This window comes from Xanthomonas sp. DAR33341 (assembly GCF_003992815.1).
In the GTDB taxonomy this organism is placed as follows: domain Bacteria; phylum Pseudomonadota; class Gammaproteobacteria; order Xanthomonadales; family Xanthomonadaceae; genus Xanthomonas; species Xanthomonas cissicola.
Window position 1 is genome coordinate 182345 of sequence record NZ_QEYV01000025.1, and the last position, 25862, is coordinate 208206.

The window sequence follows — 25862 nt, forward strand, 5'->3', positions numbered from 1 at the left end:
CGGGCTCTCAGAGTTGAGCCCGCCACGTTCAAATCCGTGCCATGTCCCTACGATGCCAGAGTTGCCGGGTTTTCTGGGGTTGTTATAGGTTTAGCGAATACCTTTCCAGGAATATTTCATTGGTCTGGCATGACGGCCGCGCCCTATGCTCCGGCCGTAGCTATCAGGTAAGCCCGATCGGGTTTACACCGCATCTACCCAGCCACGGCACTTGCCGTCGGCAGATGCCAAGCCAGCACAACGACGGGCAGGGCGCTCGCGCACCGGCCCGCTAAAAACTAGAAGTACATGCGTCCTGGGAGGGAGCACCATGTCAGTGCAACATCGCCACGTTCCGGCAGGCCGGACTGTGGGTCAGCGTTCGATCCGTGATTTCCGCCGCTCCGTGATGGCCATCAGTGTGGCCACGCTGCTGAGCGCGCAGGCCTATGCGCAGGATGCGACCACCACTGCCGCGCCGGCATCGGATGCAACGACGCAACAGCTGGACACCGTGCAGGTCACCGGTACCCGCAGCAGCGTGACCAAGGCGCAGCTGGTCAAGCAGAACGCAGAGCAGATCGTCGATTCCATCGTTGCCGAAGACATCGGCAAGCTGCCCGACAACAACGTGGCCGAAGCGCTGCAGCGCATCTCCGGAATCCAGATTTCGCGCAACTACGGCGAAGGCAGCTCGATCGCCATCCGCGGCCTGACCCAGGTGCGTACCGAACTCAATGGTCGCGACATCTTTACCGCCAACGACGGCCGTGGCCTGAGCTTCGAAGACGTGTCTGCCGAATTGCTCGGTGGCGTCAACGTCTACAAGAATCCGTCTGCCGACATGATCGAAGGTGGCCTGGGCGGCACGGTCGACCTGCGCACGCGTCTGCCGTTCGACTACGACGGCCGCAAGATCGCCGGCAGCGTGCAGTACAACTATTACGACCTCGCCGACGACGGCAAGCCGGCGTTCTCGGGCCTGTTCAGCGATCGCTGGCAGACCGGTATCGGCGAGATCGGCATCCTGGTGAACTACTCGCAGCAGAAGAGCCCGTTCCGTCAGGACACCATCTCGATCGAGCCGTGGTACACCCAGACCGATCTGCCGGGCTACGAAGGCCAGGGCGTGTCGGTACCGCACGGCGCCGGCATCAACACCACCGTCGGCGAGCGCGAGCGCAAGACCGGCGCGTTTGCGATGCAGTGGCGTCCGAACGATGCAGTGGAGGTCTATACGCAGGTGCTGCGTTCGGACTACGACTTCAGCTGGCACGATTATTCGTTCTTCGCGCTGACCGGCGCCAACCCGATGCAGGGCTTGCCTGGCATCCAGGTCAATAACCGCAACGAGTTCGTCAACGGCTCGTTCCAGAATGTGCCGACCGAATCCAATACCAGCTTGACCGAGCGGCATTCGGTGACCACCGATTACTCGCTGGGCGCCAAGTGGACGGTCAACGAAAAGCTGACCCTGAGCACCGACTTCCAGTATGTCGATGCCACCACCACCGGCACGCGCTACATCCTGTCTACCGGTCAGGTCACCAGCCCGCAGTTCAACGTGGATTTCCGTGGCGATCTGCCGCGCTTGTCGGTGACCGATGCCAGCGGTGCGGAAGGCTACCTGGCCGACGTCAACAACTACAACGGTTGGCGCTATCACCTGGACAACAAGGACGACAACACCGGCACCGAATTCGCCTGGCGTTCGGATATGGATCTGGCCTTCGATAGCGACTTCGTGCGCAGCTTCAAGGCCGGTGTGCGTTACACCGACCGCGATGCCGAAACCAAGGGCAACATCTATCGCTAACGAGGTGTACGACGGCCAGGTGTGGCAGATCACCCGTCCGGTCAATGGCGATTCGGGCAAGATCCGCGGCGCCGAATTGGGTTACACGCAGTTCTTCGACTTCCTGCCGGGCTGGTTGAGCGGTTTCGGCCTGCAGACCAACTACACCTACGTCGACAGCGAAGCGCCGAGCCCGACCGCCACCGACACCAACGGCCAGTCGCTGACGGTGCCGCTGGAGGGCCTGTCCAAGAACAGCTACAACGCGATCCTCAGCTACGAAACGGCGCGCTTCCAGGGCCGTGTGGCCTACAACTGGCGCAGCGACTGGCTGGTGACCACTGCGGGCAACGGCACCGGCAACCTGCCGGTCTACAACAAGGGCTTCGGCCAGCTGGATGCCTCGCTGCGTTTCAACATCAATGATGTGTGGTCGATTTCGCTCGATGGCGTGAACCTGCTCGATACCCGTCGCGAAAGCTATCTGGGCACCGAGTCGCGCTACCGCGATTTCGTGATCAACGATCGTCGGTATGGCCTGACCTTGCGGGCCAGCCTGTAGAACGCGCCGTAGGAAGTGCGTCGCCGGTCCGGCGAGCTGTGCAGGCAGCTCGTTGGGCCGGTGTTTTTCCTATCGATGGCCAGGCCATCGATCGCGAGGGGAGCCGGAGGAATGATCGCCGTGATCGATCCGCCTACTAAGCGCCGTTTTTCTGCAGCACATGCGTGGCTGACTGCTGTCTGCCTGACGCTGGTGCTGCTCTTCATGACGTCCGAGGCATCCGCGGACGAGCCCGGTACGCCAGACCCGTATCAGTGGCACAGCGTGGCCATCGGGGGGGGCGGCTTTGTCACCGGTGTGCTGTTTCATCCCGCCGAACGCGATCTTGCCTATGCACGCACCGATGTCGGTGGTGCCTATCGCTGGGACGCGCAGGCGCAGCAGTGGGTCGCGCTGACCGATTGGTTGGGCGCCGACGATTGGAATCTGATGGGAATCGACGCTTTTGCGGTCGATCCTGCCGACCCGAACGCGTTGTACCTCGCTGCTGGCACCTACATGCACGAACGCGCCGGCAATGCCGCGGTGTTGCGTTCGTTCGATCGCGGTAAGCATTTCGAACGCGCCGACCTGCCGTTCAAGCTCGGTGGCAATCAATTGGGCCGCGCCAATGGCGAGCGGCTGGCCGTTGACCCGCACGACGGCCGTGTGCTGTTGCTTGGCTCACGCGATGCGGGCCTGTGGCGCAGCGACGATCGCGGCGCGCACTGGGCGCGGGTGGAAGGATTTCCTGCCGATGCATTGGCTGGCGCCACGGCGCGCAACCATGTCGGAAGCGAACAGGCGGTGGGAATCGCCTTCGTGGTGTTCGACGCCGCCAGCGGCCATGCTGGCGCTGCGACACCACGCATCTATGTGGGCGTTTCGACTGCGCAAACCAGCCTGTATGTCTCCGAAGATGCGGGGCGCACCTGGTCGGCCGTGGCCGGGCAACCCAAGGGGCTGCGCCCCAGCCACATGGTCGGTCACAACGCTGGGCAGTGGTACTTGAGCTATGGCGATCACCCCGGCCCGGATCTGATGGCCGGCGGCGCGCTGTGGAACTACGACGCGACGCAAGGCCGCTGGCGCGAGATCAGCCCGATTCCACAACCAGCCACTGGCGATGGTTTCGGCTGGGGCGCGGTGGCGGTGGATCCGCAACATCCGCAGGTGCTGCTGGCCAGCACGTTCCGCCGCCGCACGCCGCGCGATGAGGTGTTTCGCAGCGGCGATGGCGGACGCAGCTGGGTTCCGCTGTTGGCGGCTGCGCAGTTCGATCACAGCGCCGCGCCGTGGACCGCGCACGCAACACCGCACTGGATAGGCGCGCTGGCGATCGATCCGTTCGATAGTAACCACGCCATGTTCGTCACCGGCTACGGCATCTGGGCCTCGCGCAATCTGCAGACGTTTTCAGAGCAGCCGCCGCTGCAGTGGTGGTTCCAGGACCGTGGGCTGGAAGAAACCGTGCCGCTGGATCTGCTCAGCCCGATGGCCGGCGCGCATCTGCTCAGCGCGCTGGGCGATATCGATGGCTTCCGGCATGACGCGTTGGACACCGCACAGTTGCAGTATCTTGGTCCGCGCCTGACCAATGGCGAAAGCATCGATGGCGCCGGCCAGGCGCCGCAGTGGGTGGTGCGCAGCGGTACCGTGCGCGATCGTCGCAACAACGAGATTCGCGCGCTGTATTCGCAGGACGGGGGCACGCACTGGGCTGCATTCGCCAGCGAGCCGCCGCGCGGGCAGGGGGCCGGCACCATTGCCATTGCCGCCGATGCATCGCAGGTGGTGTGGGTGCCGGACCAAGGCGGGGTGTGGCGCACTGGCGATTTCGGCAAGCGCTGGCAGCGCGTGCAGGGCCTGCCCGATACCGCGGTGGTGGTGGCCGACCGCGTCGATGCGCAGCGCTGGTATGCGGCCGATCGGGTGAGCGGGCGCCTGTACGAAAGCAGCGATGGCGCGGCCAGCTTTCGCGATACCGGACAGCAGGTTGGCAGCCCGGCGCGCGATGAACGTGCGCGCCCGCAACTGCGTCCCGACCCCTGGCGTGCGGGCGTGGTGTATCTGGCCAGCCCGACGCTGGGCGTGATGCGTTGGCAGAACGGCCAGTTGCGCACGCTATCCAAACCAGATGAAGCGCGCTCGCTGGGCATCGGCAAGGCGCTACGTGCCGGCGCGCCGCCGGCCCTGTATCTGGCCGGGCGCGTGGCGGGCGTGGATGGCATCTTCCGCTCCGACGACGAGGGCGCCCATTGGCGACGCATCAACGACGATGCCCATCGCTTCGGCAAACCGTATAGCGTGACCGGCGACCCGCGGATTGCCGGCCGCGTGTACTTTGCCACCGGCGGCCGTGGCATCTTCTATGGCGATCCACGATGAGCGCGGCCTCGCTGCGCGCGTCATCGCGCTGTCTTACCTTGTACGGCGCTGCGCGCCGCCTGGCTGCGCCGACTTTGGAGATCACTGCATGACCGCTTCTTTCGTTCGTCGTGGCTGCCTGCTGGGCCTGGTGCTGGTCAGTCCGTGTGCCTGGGCGGTGCCGACGCTGCCGCTGCTATTCGCCGATGGCGCCGTGCTGCAGCGCGATCAGCCGATGCCCATCTGGGGCTGGTCTTCGCCCAACGCCGCGATCGCGGTCAGCTTCGACGGCAAGCGCGCCACCGCCAAGGCCGACGCAACAGGGCAATGGAAGGTCAGGCTGCCTGCGCATGCAGCCGGTGGTCCGTACGTGCTACGTGTGCAGGGCGACGGGGGCGAGCTGCAGGTGCGCGATGTGCTGGTCGGCGATGTGTGGCTGGCCGGCGGGCAATCGAACATGGAATGGCCGTTAGCCCAGGCCAGCGACGGCCCGCAAGCGGTGGCCGCTGCCAACGATGCGCAGCTACGGCAGTTCAAGGTGCCCAAATCGTGGTCGGTGCAGCCGCAGGCGCGCCTGACCGGTGGCGAGTGGAAGGCCGCAACGCCCGCCAATGCCGGTGAATTCACCGCGGTTGGCTATTTCTTCGCCAAGGAGCTGCGCGCCAGCACCGGCGTGCCGATCGGCATCGTCAACAGCACCTGGGGCGGGAGCGCGATCGAAGCGTGGATGGACGCCGCGTCGTTGGGCCTGAATGCCGATCAGAACCAGGGCGCGATCGAGGCGATCAAGCAACGCGACGCCGCAGCGCAGGCGGCCACCGGCAAGCGCATCGCGCGTTGGCCCAAGGTGGAGGACGAGATGCCGCAATGGCGCGAAGCGGCGTTCGACGACAGCGACTGGGACAGCATCCCGGTCACCAAGCAATGGGAATCCAGCGGCTACGACGGCATGGACGGCATCGCCTGGTATCGCACCACCATCACGCTCAGCGCTGCCGAGGCCAAGGCCGGCATCACCTTGGGCGTGGGCCAGATCGACGATTCGGATACCACCTACGTCAACGGCCAGCAGGTCGGCAGCACCGAAAAGCAATGGAACCTGCCACGCGTGTATCAGGTGCCGGCTGCGGCGCTCAAGGCCGGCGTCAACCACATTGCGGTCCGCGTGGAAGACCTCAGCGGCGGTGGCGGCATGCATGGCCCGGACGAGCAGCGCTTCGTGCAGACCAGCGCCGGTGCCAAACGCGCGTTGGACGGCTGGAAATTCCGCCCGGCCGCAGTGAGGGTGTCGTTGACCGACAACAAGAATCAGCTGCCCACGCTGCTCTATAACCAGATGATCCATCCGCTGCAGCCGTTCCCGGTCAAGGGCGTGATCTGGTACCAGGGCGAAACCAATGCCACCGACACCGGCGCGGTGAAATACCGCGAGCAGTTCGCAGCGATGATCCGGCAGTGGCGTGCCGAGCGTGGCAACAAAACGCTGCCGTTCCTGTGGGTGCAGCTGGCCAACTTCAAGGCCGGCGGCGACAAGGGCGAGCTGAGCCCGTGGGCGCTGTTGCGCGAATCGCAGTCCAAGACGCTGGCGCTGCCGGCGACCGGGCAGGCGGTGATCATCGATATCGGTAACCCCACCGACATCCATCCCACCAACAAGCGCGATGTGGGTCATCGCCTTGCGCTGGCAGCGCGGCATGTGGCCTATAGCGAAACGCTGGTGTACAGCGCGCCGGTGTTCAAGCGCGCAAGTTTTGACGGCGGCAAGGCGGTGCTGGGCTTTGATTTGCAGGGCAGTGCGCTGCAGGTGCGTGGCGGCGGTGCCGTACAGGGCTTTCGTATTGCCGGCGCCGATCAACGCTTCCACCCGGCCACCGCGCAGATCGATGGCGACCGCGTGATCGTGCGTAGCGATGCCGTCGCCGCACCGGTCGCCGTGCGCTACGGCTGGAGCGAAAACCCGGACGACGCCAATCTGATCAATCGCGACGCCCTTCCTGTTTCCCCTTTCCGCACCGATACCTGGTGACACGGAGCATTATGTCCATGCATTCCCCCGTTGCACGCGTGATCGCTTCTTCCCCTGCACGCCGTCGCCTGCGTCCGCTGCTGCTGTCCGCGCTGGCGCTGGCCCTGGCGGCGTGCCAATCCGGCGAACAGGACGACAAAGCCAAGCCGGTCGCAGTCGCACCGATTGCCGGTAGCGCAGCGACCACGCCTGCCACGGCAGCGGCGCCGGCGGCGCAGACGCCGATGCCGCAGTTCGTCAGCAAGGACGGCAAGCATGCGTTGATGGTCGATGGAGCGCCGTTCCTGATCCTGGGCGCGCAGGTCAACAACTCCAGCAACTATCCCGGCATCATGGACAAGGTGTGGCCGGCCATGCAGGTGCTCGGCCCCAACACCGTGCAGGTGCCGATCGCCTGGGAACAGGTGGAGCCGGAAGAAGGCAGGTTCGATTTTTCCTTCGTCGATACGCTGCTCAATCAGGCGCGCGAGCACAAGGTGCGACTGGTGCTGTTGTGGTTTGCGACCTGGAAGAACAACGGCCCGCAGTACGCGCCGCATTGGGTCAAGACCGACAACCAGCGCTTCCCGCGCGTGGTCACCCGCGAAGGCAAGTCGATCGGTTCGCTGTCGCCGCATGCGCAGGCCACCCTGGATGCCGACCGCAAGGCATTCGTCGCCTTCATGCAGCACCTGAAAAAAGTGGACCCGCAGCACACCGTGATCATGATCCAGCCGGAGAACGAGGCGGGCACCTACGGCAGCGTGCGCGACTTCTCGCCGATGGCGCAGAAGCTGTTCGACGGCCAGGTGCCGGACGAGCTGATCAAACGGATGAACAAGCAGCCGGGCACCTGGGCGCAGGTGTTCGGTGCCGATGCCGACGAGATCTTCCACGCGTGGTCGATCGGCCGCTACATCGACCAGATAGCGCAAGCCGGCAAGGCCGAGTATCCGTTGCCGATGTACGTCAATGCTGCGCTGCGTGGCCCGTTCAATCCGGGCCAGCCCGGCCAGTACGCCAGCGGTGGACCCACCGACAACGTGCTGGATGTGTGGAAGGCGGCCGGCCCGCACATCGACCTGCTGGCGCCGGACATCTACATGCCCGAATACCGCATGTACACCACGGTGCTGGAGCGTTATGCACGCCCGGACAACGCGCTGTTCGTGGCCGAAACCGGCAACCGCCCCGAATACGCGCGCTATCTGTATCCCACGCTGGGCCACAACGGCATCGGCTGGTCGGCCTTCGGCATCGACTACACCCGCTATTCCAACTATCCGCTCGGTGCCAAGCACGTCAACGAAGAAACGCTGGCGCCGTTCGCGCTCGGATTTCAGGCGGTCAGCATGGGGATGCGGCCGTTCGCCAAGGCCGCTTCCGAAGGCAAGCTGCATGGCACTGCCGAAGAACCCGGCCAGGCCGTGCAGGAGCTCAAGCTCAACGACCGTTGGAGCGCCACCATCACCTATGGCGTGCCGCAGTTCTGGTTCAAGGGCGAGCCGCCGGGCAATCCCGAACCGATCGGCGCCGCATTGATCGCCGAACTGAGCCCGGACGAATTCCTGGTCACCGGTTACCACGCGCGCGTGACCCTGCATCCGGCCAGCGACGCCACCGCCAACATGATCTACGACCGTGTCGAGGAAGGTGTGTACGAAGGCAACGAGTGGAAATTCCAGCGCAACTGGAATGGCGACCAGACCGATTACGGCGTCAATTTTTCCAGCGTGCCGCAGCTGCTCAAGATCAAGCTGGCAACCTACAAATAAGCGCGCCTGCCACCACGCCGCGACGCCGCCGCGACGGCATCGCCTCGCCTTACCCATGCGCTGCCGCCCCCGCGGCACCGTTTCGTCATTCAAAGGGAGTGATCATGCAAACCACCATCCGTTCCGCCGGCGCCATGCCTGCCAACCGACGTACGTCACTGGCCCAGTGCCTGGCGTTGTCGCTGGCCTTGCTGGCCAATGCCGCACACGCGCAGGAAGTGCGCAAGGCCGCCGATGGCGTCACCGTGGTGCCGAGCGCCAAGGGCGCCGCACCGGTGCGCCTGCAGGTGGTCGATAGCGGCATCATCCGCGTCAGCGCCGACCCGGACGGCGACTTCGCGCGCAGCCCCAGCCTGATGCGCGTGCCGGTGCAGGGCGACACCGCGTTCCAGATTGCCGAGCAGGGCGACAGCGTGCAGCTGAAGACCGGCAAGGTCACTGCCAGCATCTCCACCGTCGATGGCCATGTCAGCTTTGCCGATGCCAACGGCAAGCCGGTGCTGTCGGAAGTGGCCGGCGGGCGCAGCTTTGCGCCGCTGAACGTGGAGGGCAAGCAGTACCTGAGCGTGCGTCAGCGTTTCCAGTCGCCCGACGACGAAGCGCTGTACGGCTTCGGCCAGCACCAGCAGGGCTGGATGAACCAGAAGGGCCGTAATGTCGAGCTGCAGCAGAACAACATCGACATGGCGGTGCCGTACCTGGTGTCCAGCCGCAACTACGGCCTGCTGTGGGACAACAATTCGATCACCCGCCTGGGCGACCCGCGCGGCCTGCAGCCGCTGCCCAGGACGTTGACGTTGTACGACGCCAAGGGCAAGGCCGGTGCGCTGACCGCGCGTTATGCGATCAACGGCAAGCACATCCTCGAACGCCGCGAGAGCGAGGTGAACTACCAGTACCTCAGCGACCTGACCAAGTATCCCAAGAAGGCGATCACCAAGGACAAGAACAGCCGCATGCAAGTGACCTGGGAGGGCGAGATCGAAGCGCTCACCGGTGGCGAGCACACCTTCTCGCTGTATTCGAGCGAATACGCCAAGCTGTACGTGGACGGCAAGCTGGTCGTCGATCGCTGGCGCCAGAACTGGAATCCGTGGAATCACGAATTCAAGCTCGATCTTGAGCCGGGCCAGCGCCACACCGTCAAGGTCGAATGGGACCTGATCGACCCCAGCTACATCACGCTGCTGCACCGCGACCCGCTGCCGGCAGCCGAAGCGAAGGACCTGTCGCTGTGGTCCGAAGCCGGCCAGATGATCGACTACTACTTCGTCTCCGCCGATTCCTACGATCAGGCCGTTGCCGGCTACCGCGAGCTCACCGGCAAGTCGACGATGCTGCCCAAATGGGCCTACGGCTTCTGGCAGAGCCGCGAGCGTTACAAGAGCCAGGACGAGTTGGTCGGCGCAGTGGCCGAATACCGCAAGCGCAAGTTGTCGCTGGACAACATCGTGCTGGATTGGTCGTACTGGCCCGAGAATGCCTGGGGCTCGCACGATTTCGACCCGCAGCACTTCCCCGATCCGGACGGCATGGTCAAGGCGGTGCACGACATGCATGCGCAGATCATGATTTCGATCTGGCCCAAGTTCTATCCCACCACCGCCAACTACAAGGAACTGGACGCGGCCGGTTTCATGTTCAAGCGCAACGTGGAAGTGGGTGAGCTGGACTGGATCGGCAAGGGCTACAAGAACTCGTTCTACGACCCGTATTCGGAGAAGGCGCAGGCGATCTATTGGCGCCAGATCAACGAAAAGCTCAACAGCAAGGGCTTCGACGCCTGGTGGATGGACGCCGACGAGCCGGACGTGCACTCGAATCTGGACATCGCCGAGCGCAAGGCACGCACCACGCCCAACGCGTTGGGTTCGTCCACCGAATACTTCAACTCCTACCCGTTGCCGCACACGCATGGCGTGTACGTGGGCGACCGCGCGGCCGACGACAAGCGCGTGTTCATCCTTTCGCGCAAGGGCTATGCCGGCACCCAGCGCAATGCGGTGGCGGTGTGGAGCGGGGACATCGTCTCGCGCTGGGACGACATGCGCGACCAGATCTCCGGTGGCGTGAACATGGCGCTGTCGGGCCTGCCCAATTGGACCTTCGACATCGGCGGCTTTGCGGTGGAGAAGCGTTATGAAGACCAGGACCCGGCCCACCTGCCGGAATGGCGCGAGCTCAACACGCGCTGGTTCCAGTTCGGTGCGTTCGTGCCGATCTTCCGTTCGCACGGCCAGTTCCCGTATCGCGAGATCTGGAACATCGCACCGGAAGGTACGCCGTTCTACGAGAGCATGGCCTACTACAACCGTTTGCGTTATGCGTTGCTGCCGTACATCTACAGCCTGGCCGGCGACACCTACCAGCGCGATGGCGTGATCATGCGCGGCATGATGATGGACTTCCCGAACGACCCCAAGGTCCGCGACATCAACGACCAGTACCTGTTCGGGCCGGCGTTCCTGGTCGCACCGGTGACCCGCTTCGGCGCCACCTCGCGGCAGGTGTATCTGCCGGCCGGCAGCAGCTGGCTGGAGTTCGCCACCGGCAAGCGTTACGAGGGCGGCCAGAGCATCGCAGCTGCCGCGCCGATCGAGCGCATGCCGTTGTTCGTGCGTGCCGGTTCCATCGTGCCGACCGGCCCGGTGCAGGAATACGTCGACCAGGTGGCGGACGCACCGCTCACCGTGGTGGTCTACACCGGCGCCGATGGCCAGTTCTCGCTGTATGAAGACGATGGCAAAGGCTACGGCTACGAGAAGGGCGAGTTCAGCCGCATCCCACTGGTCTGGAACCAGGCCAAAGGCGAGTTGAGCATCGGCAAGCGCGAAGGCAGCTGGACCGGCATGCAGGCCAAACGCACCATCAACGTGCGCTTCGTGGACGGCCCGCGCGACGATGCCGGCGCGCTCGCGCCCAAGACCGACGCCAGCATCCAGTACGACGGCAAGCCGGTCAGCGTGTTGCAGCGCAAGATTGCGTCGGGCAAAGCGCGTCGTCGATGATCGCAGGCCGTCTTCAGTCGATGAGCACCCAGATGCCGGAACGCCGCAAGGCAGGCGCGCGCGGTTCCGGTCAGTCAGCACGGCGGTTGCCGTGCTGACCCGTCGTGAGCTGTGCAAGGCGACCGGGGCCGCCATCGCGGTCCTGGGCGCCGTGCCGGCAGCTGCACAGGCCACGCAGGCTTCGAAAACAACCGCGCTCCCGCCCGTCGCGGCTGCCGAGGCCCTGCAGCTGTGGTACCGCGAACCGGCCGGTGAATGGGTAGAAGCCTTGCCGGTCGGCAACGGGCGATTGGGCGCGATGGTGTGGGGCGGTATCGCCCATGAGCGCCTGCAGCTCAACGAAGACACGCTGTATGCAGGCGGACCCTACGATTCAACCAGCCCTGACGCGCTGGCGGCTTTGCCGCAGGTGCGTGCGCTGATCTTCGCCGGGCGTTACGCAGAAGCCGAAAAACTGGCCGATGCCAAGCTGCTTTCGCGTCCGCTCAAACAGATGCCGTATCAACCGTTGGGCGATCTGCTGCTGGATTTCGATCGCGCCGACGGCATCAGCGACTATCGCCGTCAGCTCGATCTGGACACAGCGGTGGCCACCACCACGTTCCGCTCCGGCGGCGCGGTGCATCGGCGCGAGGTATTCGTCTGCGCGCAGGCGCAATGCATCGTGGTGCGGCTGTCGTGCGACCGCCCCGGCGGTATCTCGCTGCGTGTGGGCATCGACAGCCCGCAAACCGGCGAGATCACCGCGGAGCCGGGCGGTTTGCTGTTCAGTGGTCGCAACGGCAGTTTTGCAGGTATCGAAGGCAGGTTGCGGTTTGCATTGCGGGTGCTGCCGCAGGTCAGTGGCGGCAAACTGAGCCAGGTGCGCGACCGTCTACGCATCGACGCGGCCGATGAAGTGGTGTTGCTGCTCAGCGCAGCAACCAGTTACCAACGCTTCGATGCGGTCGATGGCGATCCGCTCGCATTGACCGCCGCACGCCTGCGCAAGGCTGCCAAGCTGGATTTCCCCGCGCTGTTGCGTGCGCATCTGGCCGATCATCAACGCCTGTTCCGGCGCGTGGCGATCGACCTCGGCAGCAGCGATGCCATGCAGCTGCCTACCGACGAACGCGTGCAGCGGTTCGCCGAAGGCAATGATCCGGCACTGGCTGCGCTGTATCACCAATACGGACGTTACCTGCTGATCTGCAGCTCGCGGCCCGGCACCCAGCCGGCCAACCTGCAGGGTATCTGGAACGACCTGATGCAGCCGCCGTGGGAAAGCAAGTACACCATCAACATCAACACCGAGATGAACTACTGGCCAAGCGAGGCCAACGCATTGCACGAATGCGTTGAACCGCTGGAAGCCATGCTGTTCGATCTGGCCCAGACCGGTACGCACACCGCAAGGGCGATCTACGACGCGCCGGGTTGGGTGGTGCACAACAATACCGATCTGTGGCGCCAGGCCGGCCCGATCGACGGTGCGCAATGGAGCCTGTGGCCGATGGGCGGCGTGTGGCTGCTGCAGCAACTGTGGGATCGCTGGGATTACGGCCGCGACCGCGCGTACCTGAGCAAGGTCTACCCGTTGTTCAAGGGCGCCGCCGAATTCTTCGTTGCCACGTTGATGCGCGATCCGCAGACCGGCGCGATGGTGACCAATCCGTCGATGTCGCCGGAAAACCAGCACCCCTTCGGCGCGGCCGTGTGCGCCGGGCCCAGCATGGACGCGCAGCTGCTGCGCGATTTGTTCGCGCAATGCATCGCCATGAGCAAGTTGCTCGGCATCGATGCGCAGTTGGCCCAGCAATTGGCCGCCCTGCGCGAGCAATTGCCGCCCAACCGCATCGGCAAGGCGGGGCAGTTGCAGGAATGGCAGCAGGACTGGGACATGCAGGCGCCGGAGATCCACCACCGCCACGTCTCGCATCTGTACGCCTTGCATCCCTCGAGTCAGATCAATCTGCGCGATACCCCGGAACTGGCTGCGGCCGCACGCCGCTCGCTGGAAATCCGTGGCGACAACGCCACCGGCTGGGGCATCGGCTGGCGCTTGAACCTGTGGGCGCGGTTGGCCGACGGCGAGCATGCCTACCGCATCCTGCAACTGCTGATTTCGCCAGAACGCACCTATCCGAACCTGTTCGACGCACATCCGCCTTTCCAGATCGATGGCAACTTCGGCGGCACCGCCGGCATCACCGAGATGCTGCTGCAAAGCTGGGGCGGTAGCGTGTTCCTGCTGCCGGCCTTGCCCAAGGCCTGGCCACGCGGCAGCGTGCGCGGTTTGCGCGTGCGTGGCGGCGCCAGCGTGGATCTGGAATGGGAGGGCGGTCGCTTGCAGCAGGCACGCTTGCACAGCGATCGTGGCGGGCGCTATCAACTGTCCTACGCAGGGCAGACCCTGGACCTGGAACTGGGCGCAGGCCGCACCCAGCAGGTGGGACTCAACAACAACCGATTGGTGACGCAATGAGCTTGTATGTAGGACTGGATGTGGGCACGCAGAGCGTCAAGCTGGTGGCCTACGATCCGCAGGATCGCGCCGTGGTCGCCACCATCGCAGCGCCCATGGAGCTGATCAGCCGCGACGACGGCACCCGCGAACAACAGGCGCAGTGGTGGATCGACGGCATCGTGCATTGCTTCGCGCAGCTCGATGGCGAACAGCGTGCGCGCGTGCGCGGCATCTCCGTCTCCGGCCAGCAACACGGCTTCGTGCCGGTGGCCGCCGACGGCAGCGTCACCGCGCCGGTCAAGCTGTGGTGCGATACCAGCACCGCGCTGGAATGCGATGAAATCATGGCCGCCGTCGGCGGCGCCGCAGGCAGCGTGGCCGCGGCAGGCAACCCCATCATGGCCGGCTATACCGCGTCCAAATTGCCGTGGACGCGCAAGCATCGTCCCGATGCGTATGCCGCGATGACCACGGTGATGCTGCCGCACGACTACGTGAACTTCTGGCTCACCGGCGAGCGCTTTGCCGAAGTGGGCGATGCCTCCGGTACCGGCTGGCTGGACGTGCGCACGCGGCAGTGGTCCGGGCGCATGCTGAGTGCGGTCGACGCACAACGCGACCTGCGCGATGCGTTGCCGCCGCTGGTGGAGACCGGCGCGGTCTATGCCTTATCCGATGCAGCCGCCGATGCCTTGAATCTGCCGGCCGGCGTGCGCGTCACCACCGGCGGCGGCGACAACATGATGGCCGCCATCGGCACCGGCAACGTGGTGCCCGGACGTCTGACCATGAGCCTGGGCACCTCCGGCACCTTGTTCGCCTATGCCGATCACCCGGTGGTGGACGATGAGGCGCGCTGGGCCGCGTTCTGCTCATCCAGCGGCGGCTGGCTGCCCTTGATCTGCACGATGAATTGCACCGTCGCCACCGAGGCGGTGATGCGCATGTTCTCCATCACCCGCGACCAGACCGAAGCGATGATCGCCGACACCGCGCCGGGCGCCGACGGTCTGGTGCTGCTGCCGTTCTTCAACGGTGAGCGCACCCCGGATCTGCCGGCTGCGCGCGGCTGCCTGTTCGGGATGGATCTGCACAACACCACTGCCGCGCATTTCTATCGCGCCGCGATGGAAGGTGCGACCTACAGCCTGCGCAACGGCTTCGATGCCTTCGTTGCTGCGGGATTGCAGTTCGATACCATCCTGCTCACCGGCGGCGGCAGCAAGAGCGCGCAGTGGCGGCAGATGGTGGCCAACATCTTCAACCTGCAGGTCGTGGTGCCGACCCAGCCCGAAGGCGCTGCGTTCGGTGCCGCGCTGCAGGCATTGTGGGCCTGCGAGCGCGCCGATGGCGGCGACGCGGCATTGGCCGACGTGGTGCTGGAGCACCTGCAGGTGGACGATGCGCTTGCCGCACAGCCCAACCCGCAGCGTGTGGCCCAGTATCAGCAGCACTACCAGACCTTCCTCAAGCACCTGCATGTCGTCAGCCCGCTCTACGCCGGTTGATCGATAGTTTTTCTACAACTCCCCCAGCAGCAAGGACTTCACACCCCATGAGCAACACCGTGTACATCGGCGCGAAAGAATATTTCCCCGGCATCGGCAAGATCGGTTTCGAAGGCCGCGATTCGGACAACCCGCTCGCGTTCAAGGTCTACGACGCCAACAAGACCATCGGCGACAAGACCATGGCCGAGCACCTGCGCTTTGCCGTGGCCTACTGGCACAGCTTCTGCGGCAATGGCGCCGATCCGTTCGGCCCGGGCACGCGTGCGTATCCGTGGGATGTGGGCGATACCGCGTTGAACCGTGCCGAAGCCAAGGCCGATGCGGCGTTCGAGTTCTTCACCAAGCTCGGTGTGCCGTACTACTGCTTCCACGACATCGACCTGTCGCCGGATGCCGATGACATTGGCGAATACGAGAGCAACCTCAAGCACATGGTGGGCGTTGCCAAGCAGCGCCAGGCCGACACCGGCATCAAGCTGCTGTGGGGCACGGCCAACCTGTTCTCGCATCCGCGCTACATGAATGGTGCCTCGACCAACCCGGACTTCAATGTCGTGGCGCGTGCGGCGGTGCAGGTCAAGGCCGCGATCGATGCCACGGTGGCGCTGGGCGGCGAGAACTACGTGTTCTGGGGCGGGCGCGAAGGCTATGCCTGCCTGCACAACACGCAGATGAAGCGCGAGCAGGACAACATGGCGCGCTTCCTCACCCTGGCGCGCGACTACGGCCGCAGCATCGGCTTCAAAGGCAACTTCCTGATCGAGCCGAAACCCATGGAGCCGATGAAGCACCAGTACGATTTTGATAGCGCCACGGTGATCGGCTTCCTGCGTCAGCATGGCCTGGACCAGGACTTCAAGCTCAACATCGAGGCCAACCACGCCACCTTGTCGGGCCATAGCTTCGAGCACGACCTGCAGGTGGCATCCGACGCCGGCCTGCTCGGCAGCATCGATGCCAACCGCGGCAACCCGCAGAACGGCTGGGACACCGACCAGTTCCCGACCGATCTGTACGACACCGTCGGCGCCATGCTGGTGGTGCTGCGGCAGGGCGGGCTGGCACCGGGTTCCTGGCCCACATCGGCGGCATGGACGCGTTCGCCCGCGGGCTGGAAGTGGCCAACGCGCTGCTGACCGCCTCGCCGCTGGAACAGTGGCGCGCCGAGCGTTACGCCAGCTTCGACAGCGGCGCGGGCGCGGACTTTGCCGCAGGCAAGACCACGCTGGCGGATCTGGCCAAGCATGCGGCCGGCAATGCGCCCCAGCAGATCAGCGGCCGCCAGGAAGCGTATGAAAACCTGATCAATCAGTATCTGACGCGTTGATGTCCCGTGGCCGGCGGCGCATTGCGTCGCCGGCCGATGGCGGCCACCCCCGTGGACGCTCCCTTGCATGTTCCCAGGTGAACCCATGTCCAGTGTTTCCATTGACGGCGCCCCCGATGCCGGCGAGAACACCCGTTTCATCATCCTGATTAGTTGCGTGGCCACGATCGGTGGCTTCCTGTTCGGCTTCGATAGCGGCGTGATCAATGGCACCGTCGACGGCCTGAAACAGACCTTCCAGTCCACCGCTGCCGAGACCGGGTTCGAGGTCGCCTCGATGCTGCTGGGCTGCGCCATCGGCGCCTTCTTTGCCGGCCGCCTGGCCGACCGCTGGGGCCGCCGCGCGGTCCTGATCATTTCCGCGGCGCTGTTCCTGCTCTCGGCCATCGGGGCGGGCGCCTCGCACAGCTCTGCCTTTTTCATCTTTGCGCGCGTGATGGGCGGCTTTGCGGTGGGGGCGGCCAGCGTCATTTCGCCGGCCTACATCGCCGAGGTCGCCTCCGCGCGCTACCGCGGCCGGCTCGCCACGATGCAGCAGATCGCCATCATCAGCGGGTTGTTCTGCGCATTCCTGAGCAACTACCTGCTGGCCAACGCCGCCGGTGCCTCCACCGAGCCGCTCTGGGCCGGGCAGGCCGCCTGGCGCTGGATGTTCTGGATGCAGGCGGTTCCCTCCATCCTGTTCCTGTTGCTGCTGCTGGTCATCCCGGAAAGCCCGCGCTATCTGGTGGTCAAGGGTCGCCGCGAGCAGGCGCTGGTGGTGCTCAAGCGCCTGTACGGCAACGCCGCCGCGCAGACCAAGCTGGGCGAGATTTCCGCCTCGATGGCGGCCGACCAGCACAAGCCCAAGTTCTCCGACCTGATCAACAAGGCCACCGGCAAGATCCGCCCCATCGTCTGGATCGGCATTGGCCTGGCGGTGTTCCAGCAACTGGTCGGCATCAACGTGGTGTTCTACTACGGCGCGGTGTTGTGGCAGGCAGTGGGCTTCTCCGAGCAGGATGCGCTGTTGATCAACGTGCTTTCCGGCGGCCTCAGCATCGGTGCCTGCCTGGTCACGGTGATGCTGGTGGACAAGATCGGCCGCAAGCCGCTGCTGTGGATCGGCTCGGCCGGCATGGCCGTCTCGCTGGCCTTGGTGACTTACGCGTTCGCCACCGCCTCGCTGGATCCCAACGGCAAGCTTGCGATGTCCGATGCCATGGGCATGCTCGCGCTGGTGGCCGCCAACGTCTACGTGGTGTTCTTCAATGCCTCGTGGGGCCCGGTGATGTGGGTGATGCTGGGCGAAATGTTCCCCAACCAGATCCGCGGCTCGGGCCTGGCCATTGCCGGTGCCGCGCAGTGGACTTCCAACTTCGCCATCACCGTCAGCTTCCCGATCCTGCTCGGCAGTATCGGTCTGGCCGGTGCGTACGGCATCTACACCGTCGCTGCCTTCATCTCGGTGTTCTTCGTGCTCAAGTACGTCTACGAGACCAAGGGCAAGGAGTTGGAGCAGATGGAGGGCTGATGGCCCCGGTTGTGCCGATATCGGCATCGAAAACGAAAAAGGCCGCGCAGTGCGCGGCTTTTTTCTTGTGCAATTCCTCATAGCCAATCGTTTTGTCCGCGGATTTGAGCGTCATCAGCAAGCCGACTCACGTAACCGAGGCTACCCTTAATTGCATTGCATGCTTGTCGTACTTCGGCAAGGGAAGGCCAATCCAGCACTTACCGGCCGCCCTCGACCGCATCGTGCATCAACGGATGAAGCAAATGCACCAGCAAAGTGCAATGCGCGTCGTTAAACGCACATGCTGCAAGCCAAACCTGCAGCCTTTATCGCAATGTGTGCGCCATCGCTATACTCCATCCGGCAGTTCCCTCCAGACTAGGATGCATCGTGGAACCAAGGAGTGGTGGTATGGCGGTAGCGAAAGAGCTTGTCAGGGGCATGCTGATCAGCGTGTGCTACTGCTTGGTATTTTTGATGCTTTGGCGTTTTTCCCTTGACCAGTGGTACCTGCCAGTTGGACTGCGGGTTGTGACCTTGCTTTACCGACCTTATCGAGAGTGGCCGTTTCTGTTGGTAGGGGACGCTGCTGCGATGCTTTTCCTGCGAATTCCTCTGGGCGAGCTGCAGGGGTTCAGTCCGCTCTGGTCGTACTTGAGCCCTCTATTGCATGCGCCCTTGATCGCCTGTGCGATTGGAGTGCTGCGTTACCGTGCTCCTTACATTGTCAAGAGGGAGCAATGGCTCATCCCCGCTGCTCTCGCACTAGCACTTTGGAATGCGTTGTGCAGTCTGCTGTTGAATGGGTTGCTTGGTGGGCCGCAAATTTATCCTGTCATCGACCTGATGTTGCGATATGGGGCGGGCAGCTATCTCGGCGTGATTACCCTGTTGTTGCCGGTGATGTTGTGGGCCAATTGGAATGCCGGTCCGGTGCGCTCCAGTTTCCCGCGGGATGTTGCCGTCGCCGTGGTTGTCATCCTCGGTCTGTTCTTCATTCTTGGCGTTTTGAATGATCCATCGATTCGAAACGTTTTGATGGTTGCGATGCTCGTGCCGATGGTTATACTGACTTTCAGGCATGGGTGGAGAGGGACTGCTTTAGGGGCGCTGCTGGCGAGTTTTTCGCTTGAGTTCTCAATGCCTAAGGTGTATCAGGTCGGGTTCTTCGATCAAAATGTTTTTAATTTCCAACTGCTTTATGCGGTTGTAACGACGCTTCTGTTTATCTTCGATGCTCGTCTGCGTGAGCCTGTTCCCCACAGTAGATCGAATCAGTCCAACAATGATGTCTATGAATTTGCCCGTAAAAGCTACGCCAGCGCCGAGCGCTTGCTTCGAAATCGTGTGCTTGAATACACCGACATCAATGTGCAGATCAATAGAATGCGCAAAGATGTGGTGGCCGATTTAAGGGCAAAAGGGCAGCATTCGGTTGCAATGGAGATGACACGAGTGAGCGTCATCGAATCGCAACTACTGCAGCAATACGTCGCCGCGCTGTATCCGCTTGAAATAGAAACCCATGGCTTGTATCAAGCGTTACGTTCGCCGGCGCTTGAGCGCTTCTGCGGTTCTCAGTTTGAGTGTGTGTTTCGCGGCAACTGTCGTAACTTGTCTTTGGAGATGCAGCTGAGCGCCTATCGCTGCGTTCTCAATTGCGTCGAGATTTTGCCTCCAGCGGGCAGGCACTTTATCCAGGTGCGTGCATGGGCAGCAAGGGAGACTCGTGGTGTCGCGGTGCGTGTTATTGCTGATTCCTCATCGGCTGAAGCGGCTCGGCGCGACTTGAATGACGTCGAAGCTGAGCTAAAAGCAAGATTGAAAGCGCATGGCGGCATGTTTCATCGCCGCCATGCATTAGTTTTGACATTCCTGGTTACTGAGGCAAACCCCATGCAGGTCAGGGAGACACGATCCACTGATCCCCGGCTGCTTCGCGCCATGTGAGCACTGTGAAATTTCTTGTCTTATAGACAAGTTGCGCTTGGTTGCGCTTGGTTGCATCGCTTCCAGTCGGCTCGTTCAAGCGTGCATCTGAGGAAATTTTATTTTCCTTAGGCAACCTAACGCGGTCCACATCCTTCCCCATTGGTAGAGTCCACAACGCGTCATCCACTCTGGCAACAACAGCATGGACTACGCCGGTTACATCGTTGATTTGCAAGTATGTCACGCCATCACGATGGAACTCATAGATGGCAAGCGAGGAGTCCATGGCGAGGTTGGCTGCTTTGGGATTGCTATCGCCGAGTCCGATTGCAGGTGCGCCGACGCCACCACTGGGACAGCAGTCAGCCAGTGCCGCGCTCGATGCGAAGAGTCCGGCGATTAAACAAAAACCCTTAAGCGAATTAGCTATGTTTTTCATGATTTGCCTTCCCCTGCGAGGGGCAAGTCCGCCTGCGATTCAGGCCCTTGTACGGTACGTGCTGGCGAAGAATTTTTGTTGATTGTTTGTCACCAAAATCGTCGAGTAATGCCTGGTCGGTAAGACATTGATTACTCGATCGATTTAACGCGTTATTGGTCGCCTCTGGGCCTGTCTTCCTCGGTGTGGAGGGGGCTCCAACTCGCGGCTTGGCATCAACTCGTTGCCGGCACGCTCAAACCACCCAATTACCTGCCGGTGATGCGCTGGCCCCCAGCGACGCAGAAACTGTTGGGTGGGTGATCGGCAGGGTCATGGAGTGCGGCGAGACGCTGGGCGATGAAGGCCGTTGTCAGGGGGGCGCAGTCGACCTCGATGCAGTGATGCCAGGCGGCATAGCTCTCAGGGAAATGTTGGGACATAGGCGGCTTTGGGACGAGGAGATGAACGCGGCAGCGCAGGGCGAAAAATGACAATTTGCTTTCGCTGAATTGATGTTACTTTATAACACTTGTCCGTCGCCGCGCAGTCTTGCCTCCCGTGTCCCGCCTCCCCTTGTGTTGGATGTGCTGTCTGGAATCGCGCCGCATTCGGTGCTGCCGTCTGCTGTGTCGCGTCGACTGCTTGGGTTTTGAGGTCCAGGCATGAAGCGCCGTCAACTACTACAGGGAGGCGCTGCCGCGGTGATGCTTTTGCCGGCGTTGGGGGCTGCACAAGGACTTCCCGTCCTGCGGGGATGCAACGTGCAGCAGCAGGGCCAGTCGCTGCACCTGCGGCTGGAGCTGGGCGCACAGGTTGCCTATCGCAGTTTCCGGTTGACCGATCCCGAGCGGGTGGTCATCGACCTCTCTGGCGTGTCGTCGCAGTCGCCGCGCATCGATCCGATGCCTGCCGGTGTTGCGGTGGCCCGCATACGCAGCGCGCCACATCTGGATGGTCTGCGCGTCGTGCTCGACCTCCAGCAGCCATGTTCGACCAACATGCACTGGGAAGGTGGCGCGCTAGTGCTGGAGCTTGCCGCCGTGCCCGGCAGCGTCGCGTTGTCCACGAGCGACGCCGCTGCAGCGGCAGCGCCGACGGAGCCGACCCGCTCACGCCTGCATCCCTACGTGGTTGCGATCGATGCCGGCCACGGCGGCAAGGATCCGGGGGCGGTCAGTGTCGATGCGCGTTACGAAAAACATGTGGCCATGGCGGTCGCCGGGCGGCTGCATCGACGCCTGGCGGCCGATGCGCGCTACCGGCCGACCATGATCCGCAGCGATGACCGCTTCGTGCCGTTGCACGAGCGCGTGTTGATCGCGCATCGCCACAATGCGGACCTGTTCGTCTCCATCCATGCCGATGCCGCACCAACGCGCCAAGCGCGCGGCGCCTCGGTCTTTGCGCTGTCGCAGACTGGCGCCAGCTCCGCGCTGGCGCGCTGGATCGCCGATAGCGAAAACGCTGCCGACGACATGGGCGATACCGCGCGCCGGCTGCGGGTGCCGAGCAATCCGGTGTTGTCGCAGGTGCTGGCCGATCTGTCGCTGAGCGGCACCATCGCCAGCAGCCTGGCATTCGGCACGTTGATGTTGGAGCGCCTGCAGCAGGTGACGCGCCTGCATCAAAACCAGGTGGGGCAGGCCGGTTTTGCGGTGTTGAAGTCGCCGGACATTCCGTCGCTGCTGGTAGAAACCGGCTTCATGAGCAATCGCGACGATTGCAGCCGCCTGTGCAGCGATACGCATCAGGACGAACTCGCGCAGACATTGCATGCGGGAATCGACGACTACTTCGCTGCGTTTCCTGGCCGCGCCTGAGGCGCGGTCGTCACCTTTATCTTCGACGAGACCCCGATGTCCCCTACGCTTCCCGATGTTGCTGTGACCGAACCATCAACGCTGAGCGCGCCCCTGCGATGGGTGGGCATGCAGGACATCGCCATTCCCGTGCAGTTGGAGACCGGTAGCAGCCAGCTCGCCGCGCGCGCCAGCGTGCAGGTCGACCTGCCGCGGGCAGAGCTGAAAGGCATCCACATGTCGCGGCTGTACCGCCTGCTGGATACGCATCTGCAGCAGCCATTGTCGCCGGCCATGCTCTCGCAGTTATTGCAGGCGCTGATCGACAGCCATGCCGATTGCGCGAGCCGCGCCGCTCGGCTGACGCTCAGCTTCGAACTGATGTTACGCACTCCGGCACTGCGCAGTGAGGGACTGAGTGGCTGGCGTGCCTATCCGGTGCACATCGCCGCGCAATGCAGGGCAGGGCGCACAACGATCCAGCTCCAGATCGAGGTGTTGTACGCCTCCACCTGCCCCTGTTCGGCAGCCTTGTCGCGGCAGCTGCTGAGCGATGCATTCGTGCAGCAACATGCCGGGCGCGATACGCTGCCGCTGCGCGATGTTGTGCAATGGCTGCAGGACCACGGTACCTACGCCACGCCGCATAGCCAACGCAGCGTGGCGCAGGTACGCGTCGAGCTGCCCGCCGATGCGCAGCGCTTGGCCATCCAGCAACTGGTCGGTCTGTGCGAGCAGGCGTTGGCGACGCCGGTGCAGGCAGCAGTGCGGCGACCAGACGAACAGGCATTTGCGCGCCTGAATGGCGCAAACCTGATGTATGTCGAAGATGCGGCGCGACGCCTGCGCAAGCCGCTGGCAGAGCACTACGCGGCCTTTCATGTAGCGGTACGCCATCTGGAAAGCCTGCATGCCCACGACGCCGTCGCCGAAACCGGCAGCGACGACGCGGTGCTTGGCCCGACAACCATGTGAGCAGACGCGATGCACTGCAAATTCCCAAGGCGGTCGGCACGCATGGTGCACAGATACAGCACGTCGACTCACGTCGCCGCGCAGCGAACGCGCACCGCCGAGCGCGCCGCGATGAGGTCCGTTCTCCTTGTGCTGATGTGGCTGATCTGAGCCGCGTTCCTGAGATCGACACATCGTCGAACGCTTGCCGTGCGATGCCTGCGAATCTGCATGCGTTTGTCTGCGGCCAGGTGAGGGCATGGCCGTATCGCATCCCGATAAAGCGCTGCCGCATCGCGGGCGTGAGATGGAATCCCGCGCCGTGTGGGCGGCAACCAACCTCGACTACTTCCTGGGCCCGGCGGTCCTGACCAGGCCAGGATGTGAGACGGAGATGGTTGCGGCCCGCCCGATGCCACATAGACCAACGCATGTGCGCATGCCTGCGCTACAACGCAAAAGCCCCGCAATGCGGGGCTCTGGCGTTTTGCAGTGAGACGCATCGTGGTGCTCCCTAGGGGACTCGAACCCCTGTTTTAGCCTTGAGAGGGCCACGTCCTAACCATTAGACGAAGGGAGCGCTTTTGTCACGTCTTGTGCAGCGCGCTAGTATAGTGAGGTAATAGCCGTTGGGCAATCCTGCAACACAAGACGGAAGCGCCATCATCGAACCCTCAGTTACATCTCCGTTCACGCTGCGCGTCATTCCACGCGACCAGCACACCATCTCGCGCAAGGACATCAGCCCCAACGCGTTACGCGTGTTGTACCGCCTGCGCGAATCGGGCTTTGGCGCCTATCTGGTCGGCGGTGCGGTCCGCGACCTGCTGGTTGGCGGCCACCCGAAGGATTTCGACGTGGCCACCGACGCGACGCCGGAAGAGGTCAAGGCGCTGTTCCGCAACTGTCGCCTGATCGGCCGCCGCTTCCGTCTGGCACATGTGGTGTTCGGTCGCGAAATCATCGAAGTGGCCACCTTCCGCGCCAATGTCGACGATGGCAGCGGCGACCGCGAACTCGATAACGGCCGGCTGGTGCGCGACAACGTCTACGGCACCATCGAAGACGATGCGATCCGCCGCGATTTCACCTGCAATGCCTTGTATTACGCCATCGAGGATTTCTCGGTACGCGATTACTGCGGTGGCTTCGAAGACGTGCAGGCGCGCCTGATGAAGTTGATCGGCGACCCGCAGTTGCGTTACCAGGAAGACCCGGTGCGCATGCTGCGCGCGGTGCGTCTGGCTGCCAAGTTGAATTTCGACATCGAAGCCGGAACCGCCGAACCCATTCCGCGTCTGGCCGGGCTGCTGTCCGAAGCTGCGCCTGCGCGGTTGTTCGAAGAAATTCTCAAGCTGTTCCTGTCCGGGCATGGTGTGGCCAGCTTCGAAGGTCTGGAGCGTTACGGCCTGCTCGGTGCGCTGTTCCCGGAAAGCGCGGCGGCATTGAAGTCCAACCGCAGTGGTGCGTTGCGCGCGATGGTGCTGGAAGGCCTGCGCAATACCGATGCACGCGTGGCCAACGACGAGCCAGTGTCGCCGGCCTTCCTGTTTGCGTTGCTGCTGTGGCCTGCGTTCTGCCGCACCTTGATGGGGCTGCAGGCGCAAGGTGTGCAACCGGAGGATGCGCAGCGCCGCGCGGCCGATCGCGTCACCTTGCATCAGTTGGAGCGCGTCGCGTTGCCGCGCCGTTTCTCGCTGCCGATGCAGGAAATCTGGTTGCTGCAGACGCGTTTCTCCTCGCGTCAGCGCAAGCGGGTATTCCGCACCTTGTCGCATCCGCGCTTCCGCGCGGCATTCGATTTCCTGGTGTTGCGTCAGTTCGCGTCGCCCGATCACGCCGCCGATGTGGAGTTCTGGCGCGAGGCGCAGAAGTCGTCCGGCCAGGAACTGGTGGATGCGATCGAATCGGCGCAGGCCGACCACGAGAGCGATGAGGGCGCACCGCGCAAGCGTCGCCGACGCCGCCGTCGGACCGGCGCACCGGCCGGCGAGTAGGGCATGCAGACCGCCTTTGTCGGCCTGGGTGCCAACCTGGGCCCGGCCGAGGCCAGCGTGCGCGCGGCCATCGCCGCGCTGGGCGCCGTGCCGCAAACCACGCTGATCGCCGCATCGCGCTTGTATCGCACGCCGGCCTGGGGCCGCGAAGACCAGCCCGACTTCATCAATGCCGTGGCCCAGCTGCGTACCAAGCTTGCGCCGCTGCCGCTGCTGGAGGCCTTGCTCGGCATCGAACAGGCGTTCGGCCGCGAGCGTCGCGCCGGCGAGCGCTGGGGCCCGCGTACGCTCGACCTGGACCTGCTGCTGTACGCCGATCAGGTGATCGACCTGCCGCAGTTGCAGGTGCCGCATCCGCATTTGCACGCGCGCGCCTTCGCCCTGCTGCCGCTGTCGGAGCTGGCGCCGGAGGCGATCATTCCGGGCCATGGAACAGTGCGGCGCGCCCTGCACGCCATCGATACCTGCGGGCTAGAGCCGATTGGGTAGATAATGGCCGGCTTATCACCC

13 protein-coding genes, 1 tRNA gene and 3 pseudogenes are annotated in these 25862 nt (G+C 63.8%); 14 read left to right on the top strand and 3 right to left on the bottom strand.

Going from position 1 to position 25862, the window contains the following annotated elements:
- The first annotated feature begins 310 nt into the window (after nt 1–310).
- The 10 genes and pseudogenes from EO156_RS10895 to EO156_RS10940 all read left to right on the top strand — a co-directional run bounded on the left by EO156_RS10895 (nt 311) and on the right by EO156_RS10940 (nt 20199).
- Nucleotides 311–2336: pseudogene (locus EO156_RS10895) on the top strand (TonB-dependent receptor).
- 111 nt (nt 2337–2447) lie between these two features.
- On the top strand, nt 2448–4703 hold the full coding sequence (locus EO156_RS10900) for a hypothetical protein (RefSeq protein WP_016849742.1): 2256 nt from the start codon (nt 2448–2450) through the stop codon (nt 4701–4703).
- 88 nt (nt 4704–4791) lie between these two features.
- A complete protein-coding gene (locus tag EO156_RS10905) occupies nt 4792–6708 on the top strand; it encodes a sialate O-acetylesterase (RefSeq protein WP_026006959.1) in 1917 nt (638 codons plus the stop codon).
- 11 nt (nt 6709–6719) lie between these two features.
- Nucleotides 6720–8462, top strand: coding sequence for a GH35 family beta-galactosidase GalD (gene galD / locus EO156_RS10910; RefSeq protein WP_016849740.1), 1743 nt, complete (start codon nt 6720–6722; stop codon nt 8460–8462).
- Between the two features lie 104 nt (nt 8463–8566).
- On the top strand, nt 8567–11470 hold the full coding sequence (locus EO156_RS10915) for a TIM-barrel domain-containing protein (RefSeq protein ID WP_016849739.1): 2904 nt from the start codon (nt 8567–8569) through the stop codon (nt 11468–11470).
- Between the two features lie 91 nt (nt 11471–11561).
- Nucleotides 11562–13934, top strand: coding sequence for a glycoside hydrolase family 95 protein (locus EO156_RS10920; RefSeq protein WP_016849738.1), 2373 nt, complete (start codon nt 11562–11564; stop codon nt 13932–13934).
- Nucleotides 13931–15424, top strand: coding sequence for a xylulokinase (xylB, locus tag EO156_RS10925; protein WP_016849737.1), 1494 nt, complete (start codon nt 13931–13933; stop codon nt 15422–15424). The genes EO156_RS10920 and xylB overlap by 4 nt, the downstream gene beginning before the upstream one ends.
- A 47-nt stretch (nt 15425–15471) precedes the next feature.
- A pseudogene (gene xylA / locus EO156_RS10930) lies at nt 15472–16754 on the top strand (xylose isomerase).
- 85 nt (nt 16755–16839) lie between these two features.
- Entirely contained in the window at nt 16840–18267 is a 1428-nt protein-coding gene (locus tag EO156_RS10935; RefSeq protein WP_005924402.1) for a sugar porter family MFS transporter, read from the top strand.
- 393 nt (nt 18268–18660) lie between these two features.
- Complete coding sequence (locus EO156_RS10940; RefSeq protein WP_005916219.1) at nt 18661–20199, top strand: MASE1 domain-containing protein; 1539 nt, start codon at nt 18661–18663, stop codon at nt 20197–20199.
- On the opposite strand, the gene EO156_RS10945 is transcribed toward EO156_RS10940, so the two are convergent.
- Both EO156_RS10945 and EO156_RS10950 read right to left on the bottom strand, forming a co-directional pair.
- Nucleotides 20153–20620 carry a hypothetical protein gene (locus tag EO156_RS10945; RefSeq protein WP_078514877.1) on the bottom strand — a complete coding sequence of 156 codons (468 nt, stop codon included), beginning with the start codon at nt 20618–20620 and terminating at the stop codon, nt 20153–20155. The two genes, EO156_RS10940 and EO156_RS10945, sit on opposite strands and share 47 nt — an antisense overlap.
- Before the next feature lie 228 nt (nt 20621–20848).
- Nucleotides 20849–21042 (bottom strand): annotated as a pseudogene (locus tag EO156_RS10950) (hypothetical protein); the annotation flags it as partial.
- A gap of 222 nt (nt 21043–21264) precedes the next feature.
- Between EO156_RS10950 and EO156_RS10955 the strand changes: the two are divergent.
- The gene (locus tag EO156_RS10955; protein WP_016850395.1) at nt 21265–22422 is read left to right on the top strand and encodes an N-acetylmuramoyl-L-alanine amidase; all 1158 of its coding nucleotides are present in this window, start codon (nt 21265–21267) and stop codon (nt 22420–22422) included.
- A 36-nt stretch (nt 22423–22458) separates the two neighbouring features.
- Nucleotides 22459–23376: a GTP cyclohydrolase FolE2 gene (gene folE2 / locus EO156_RS10960; protein WP_015472260.1), complete on the top strand. Its 918-nt coding sequence runs from the start codon at nt 22459–22461 to the stop codon at nt 23374–23376.
- 484 nt (nt 23377–23860) lie between these two features.
- Here folE2 and EO156_RS10965 read toward each other — a convergent pair.
- Nucleotides 23861–23935: transfer RNA gene (locus EO156_RS10965), tRNA-Glu, on the bottom strand.
- Nucleotides 23936–23984: 49 nt separating this feature from the next.
- Between EO156_RS10965 and pcnB the strand changes: the two genes are divergently transcribed.
- Nucleotides 23985–25352 (top strand): polynucleotide adenylyltransferase PcnB, encoded by a 1368-nt coding sequence (gene pcnB, locus EO156_RS10970; RefSeq protein WP_003481956.1) that lies wholly within the window; start codon nt 23985–23987, stop codon nt 25350–25352.
- Nucleotides 25353–25355: 3 nt separating this feature from the next.
- The gene (folK, locus tag EO156_RS10975) at nt 25356–25841 is read left to right on the top strand and encodes a 2-amino-4-hydroxy-6-hydroxymethyldihydropteridine diphosphokinase (protein WP_029828870.1); all 486 of its coding nucleotides are present in this window, start codon (nt 25356–25358) and stop codon (nt 25839–25841) included.
- The last annotated feature ends 21 nt before the right edge of the window (nt 25842–25862 follow it).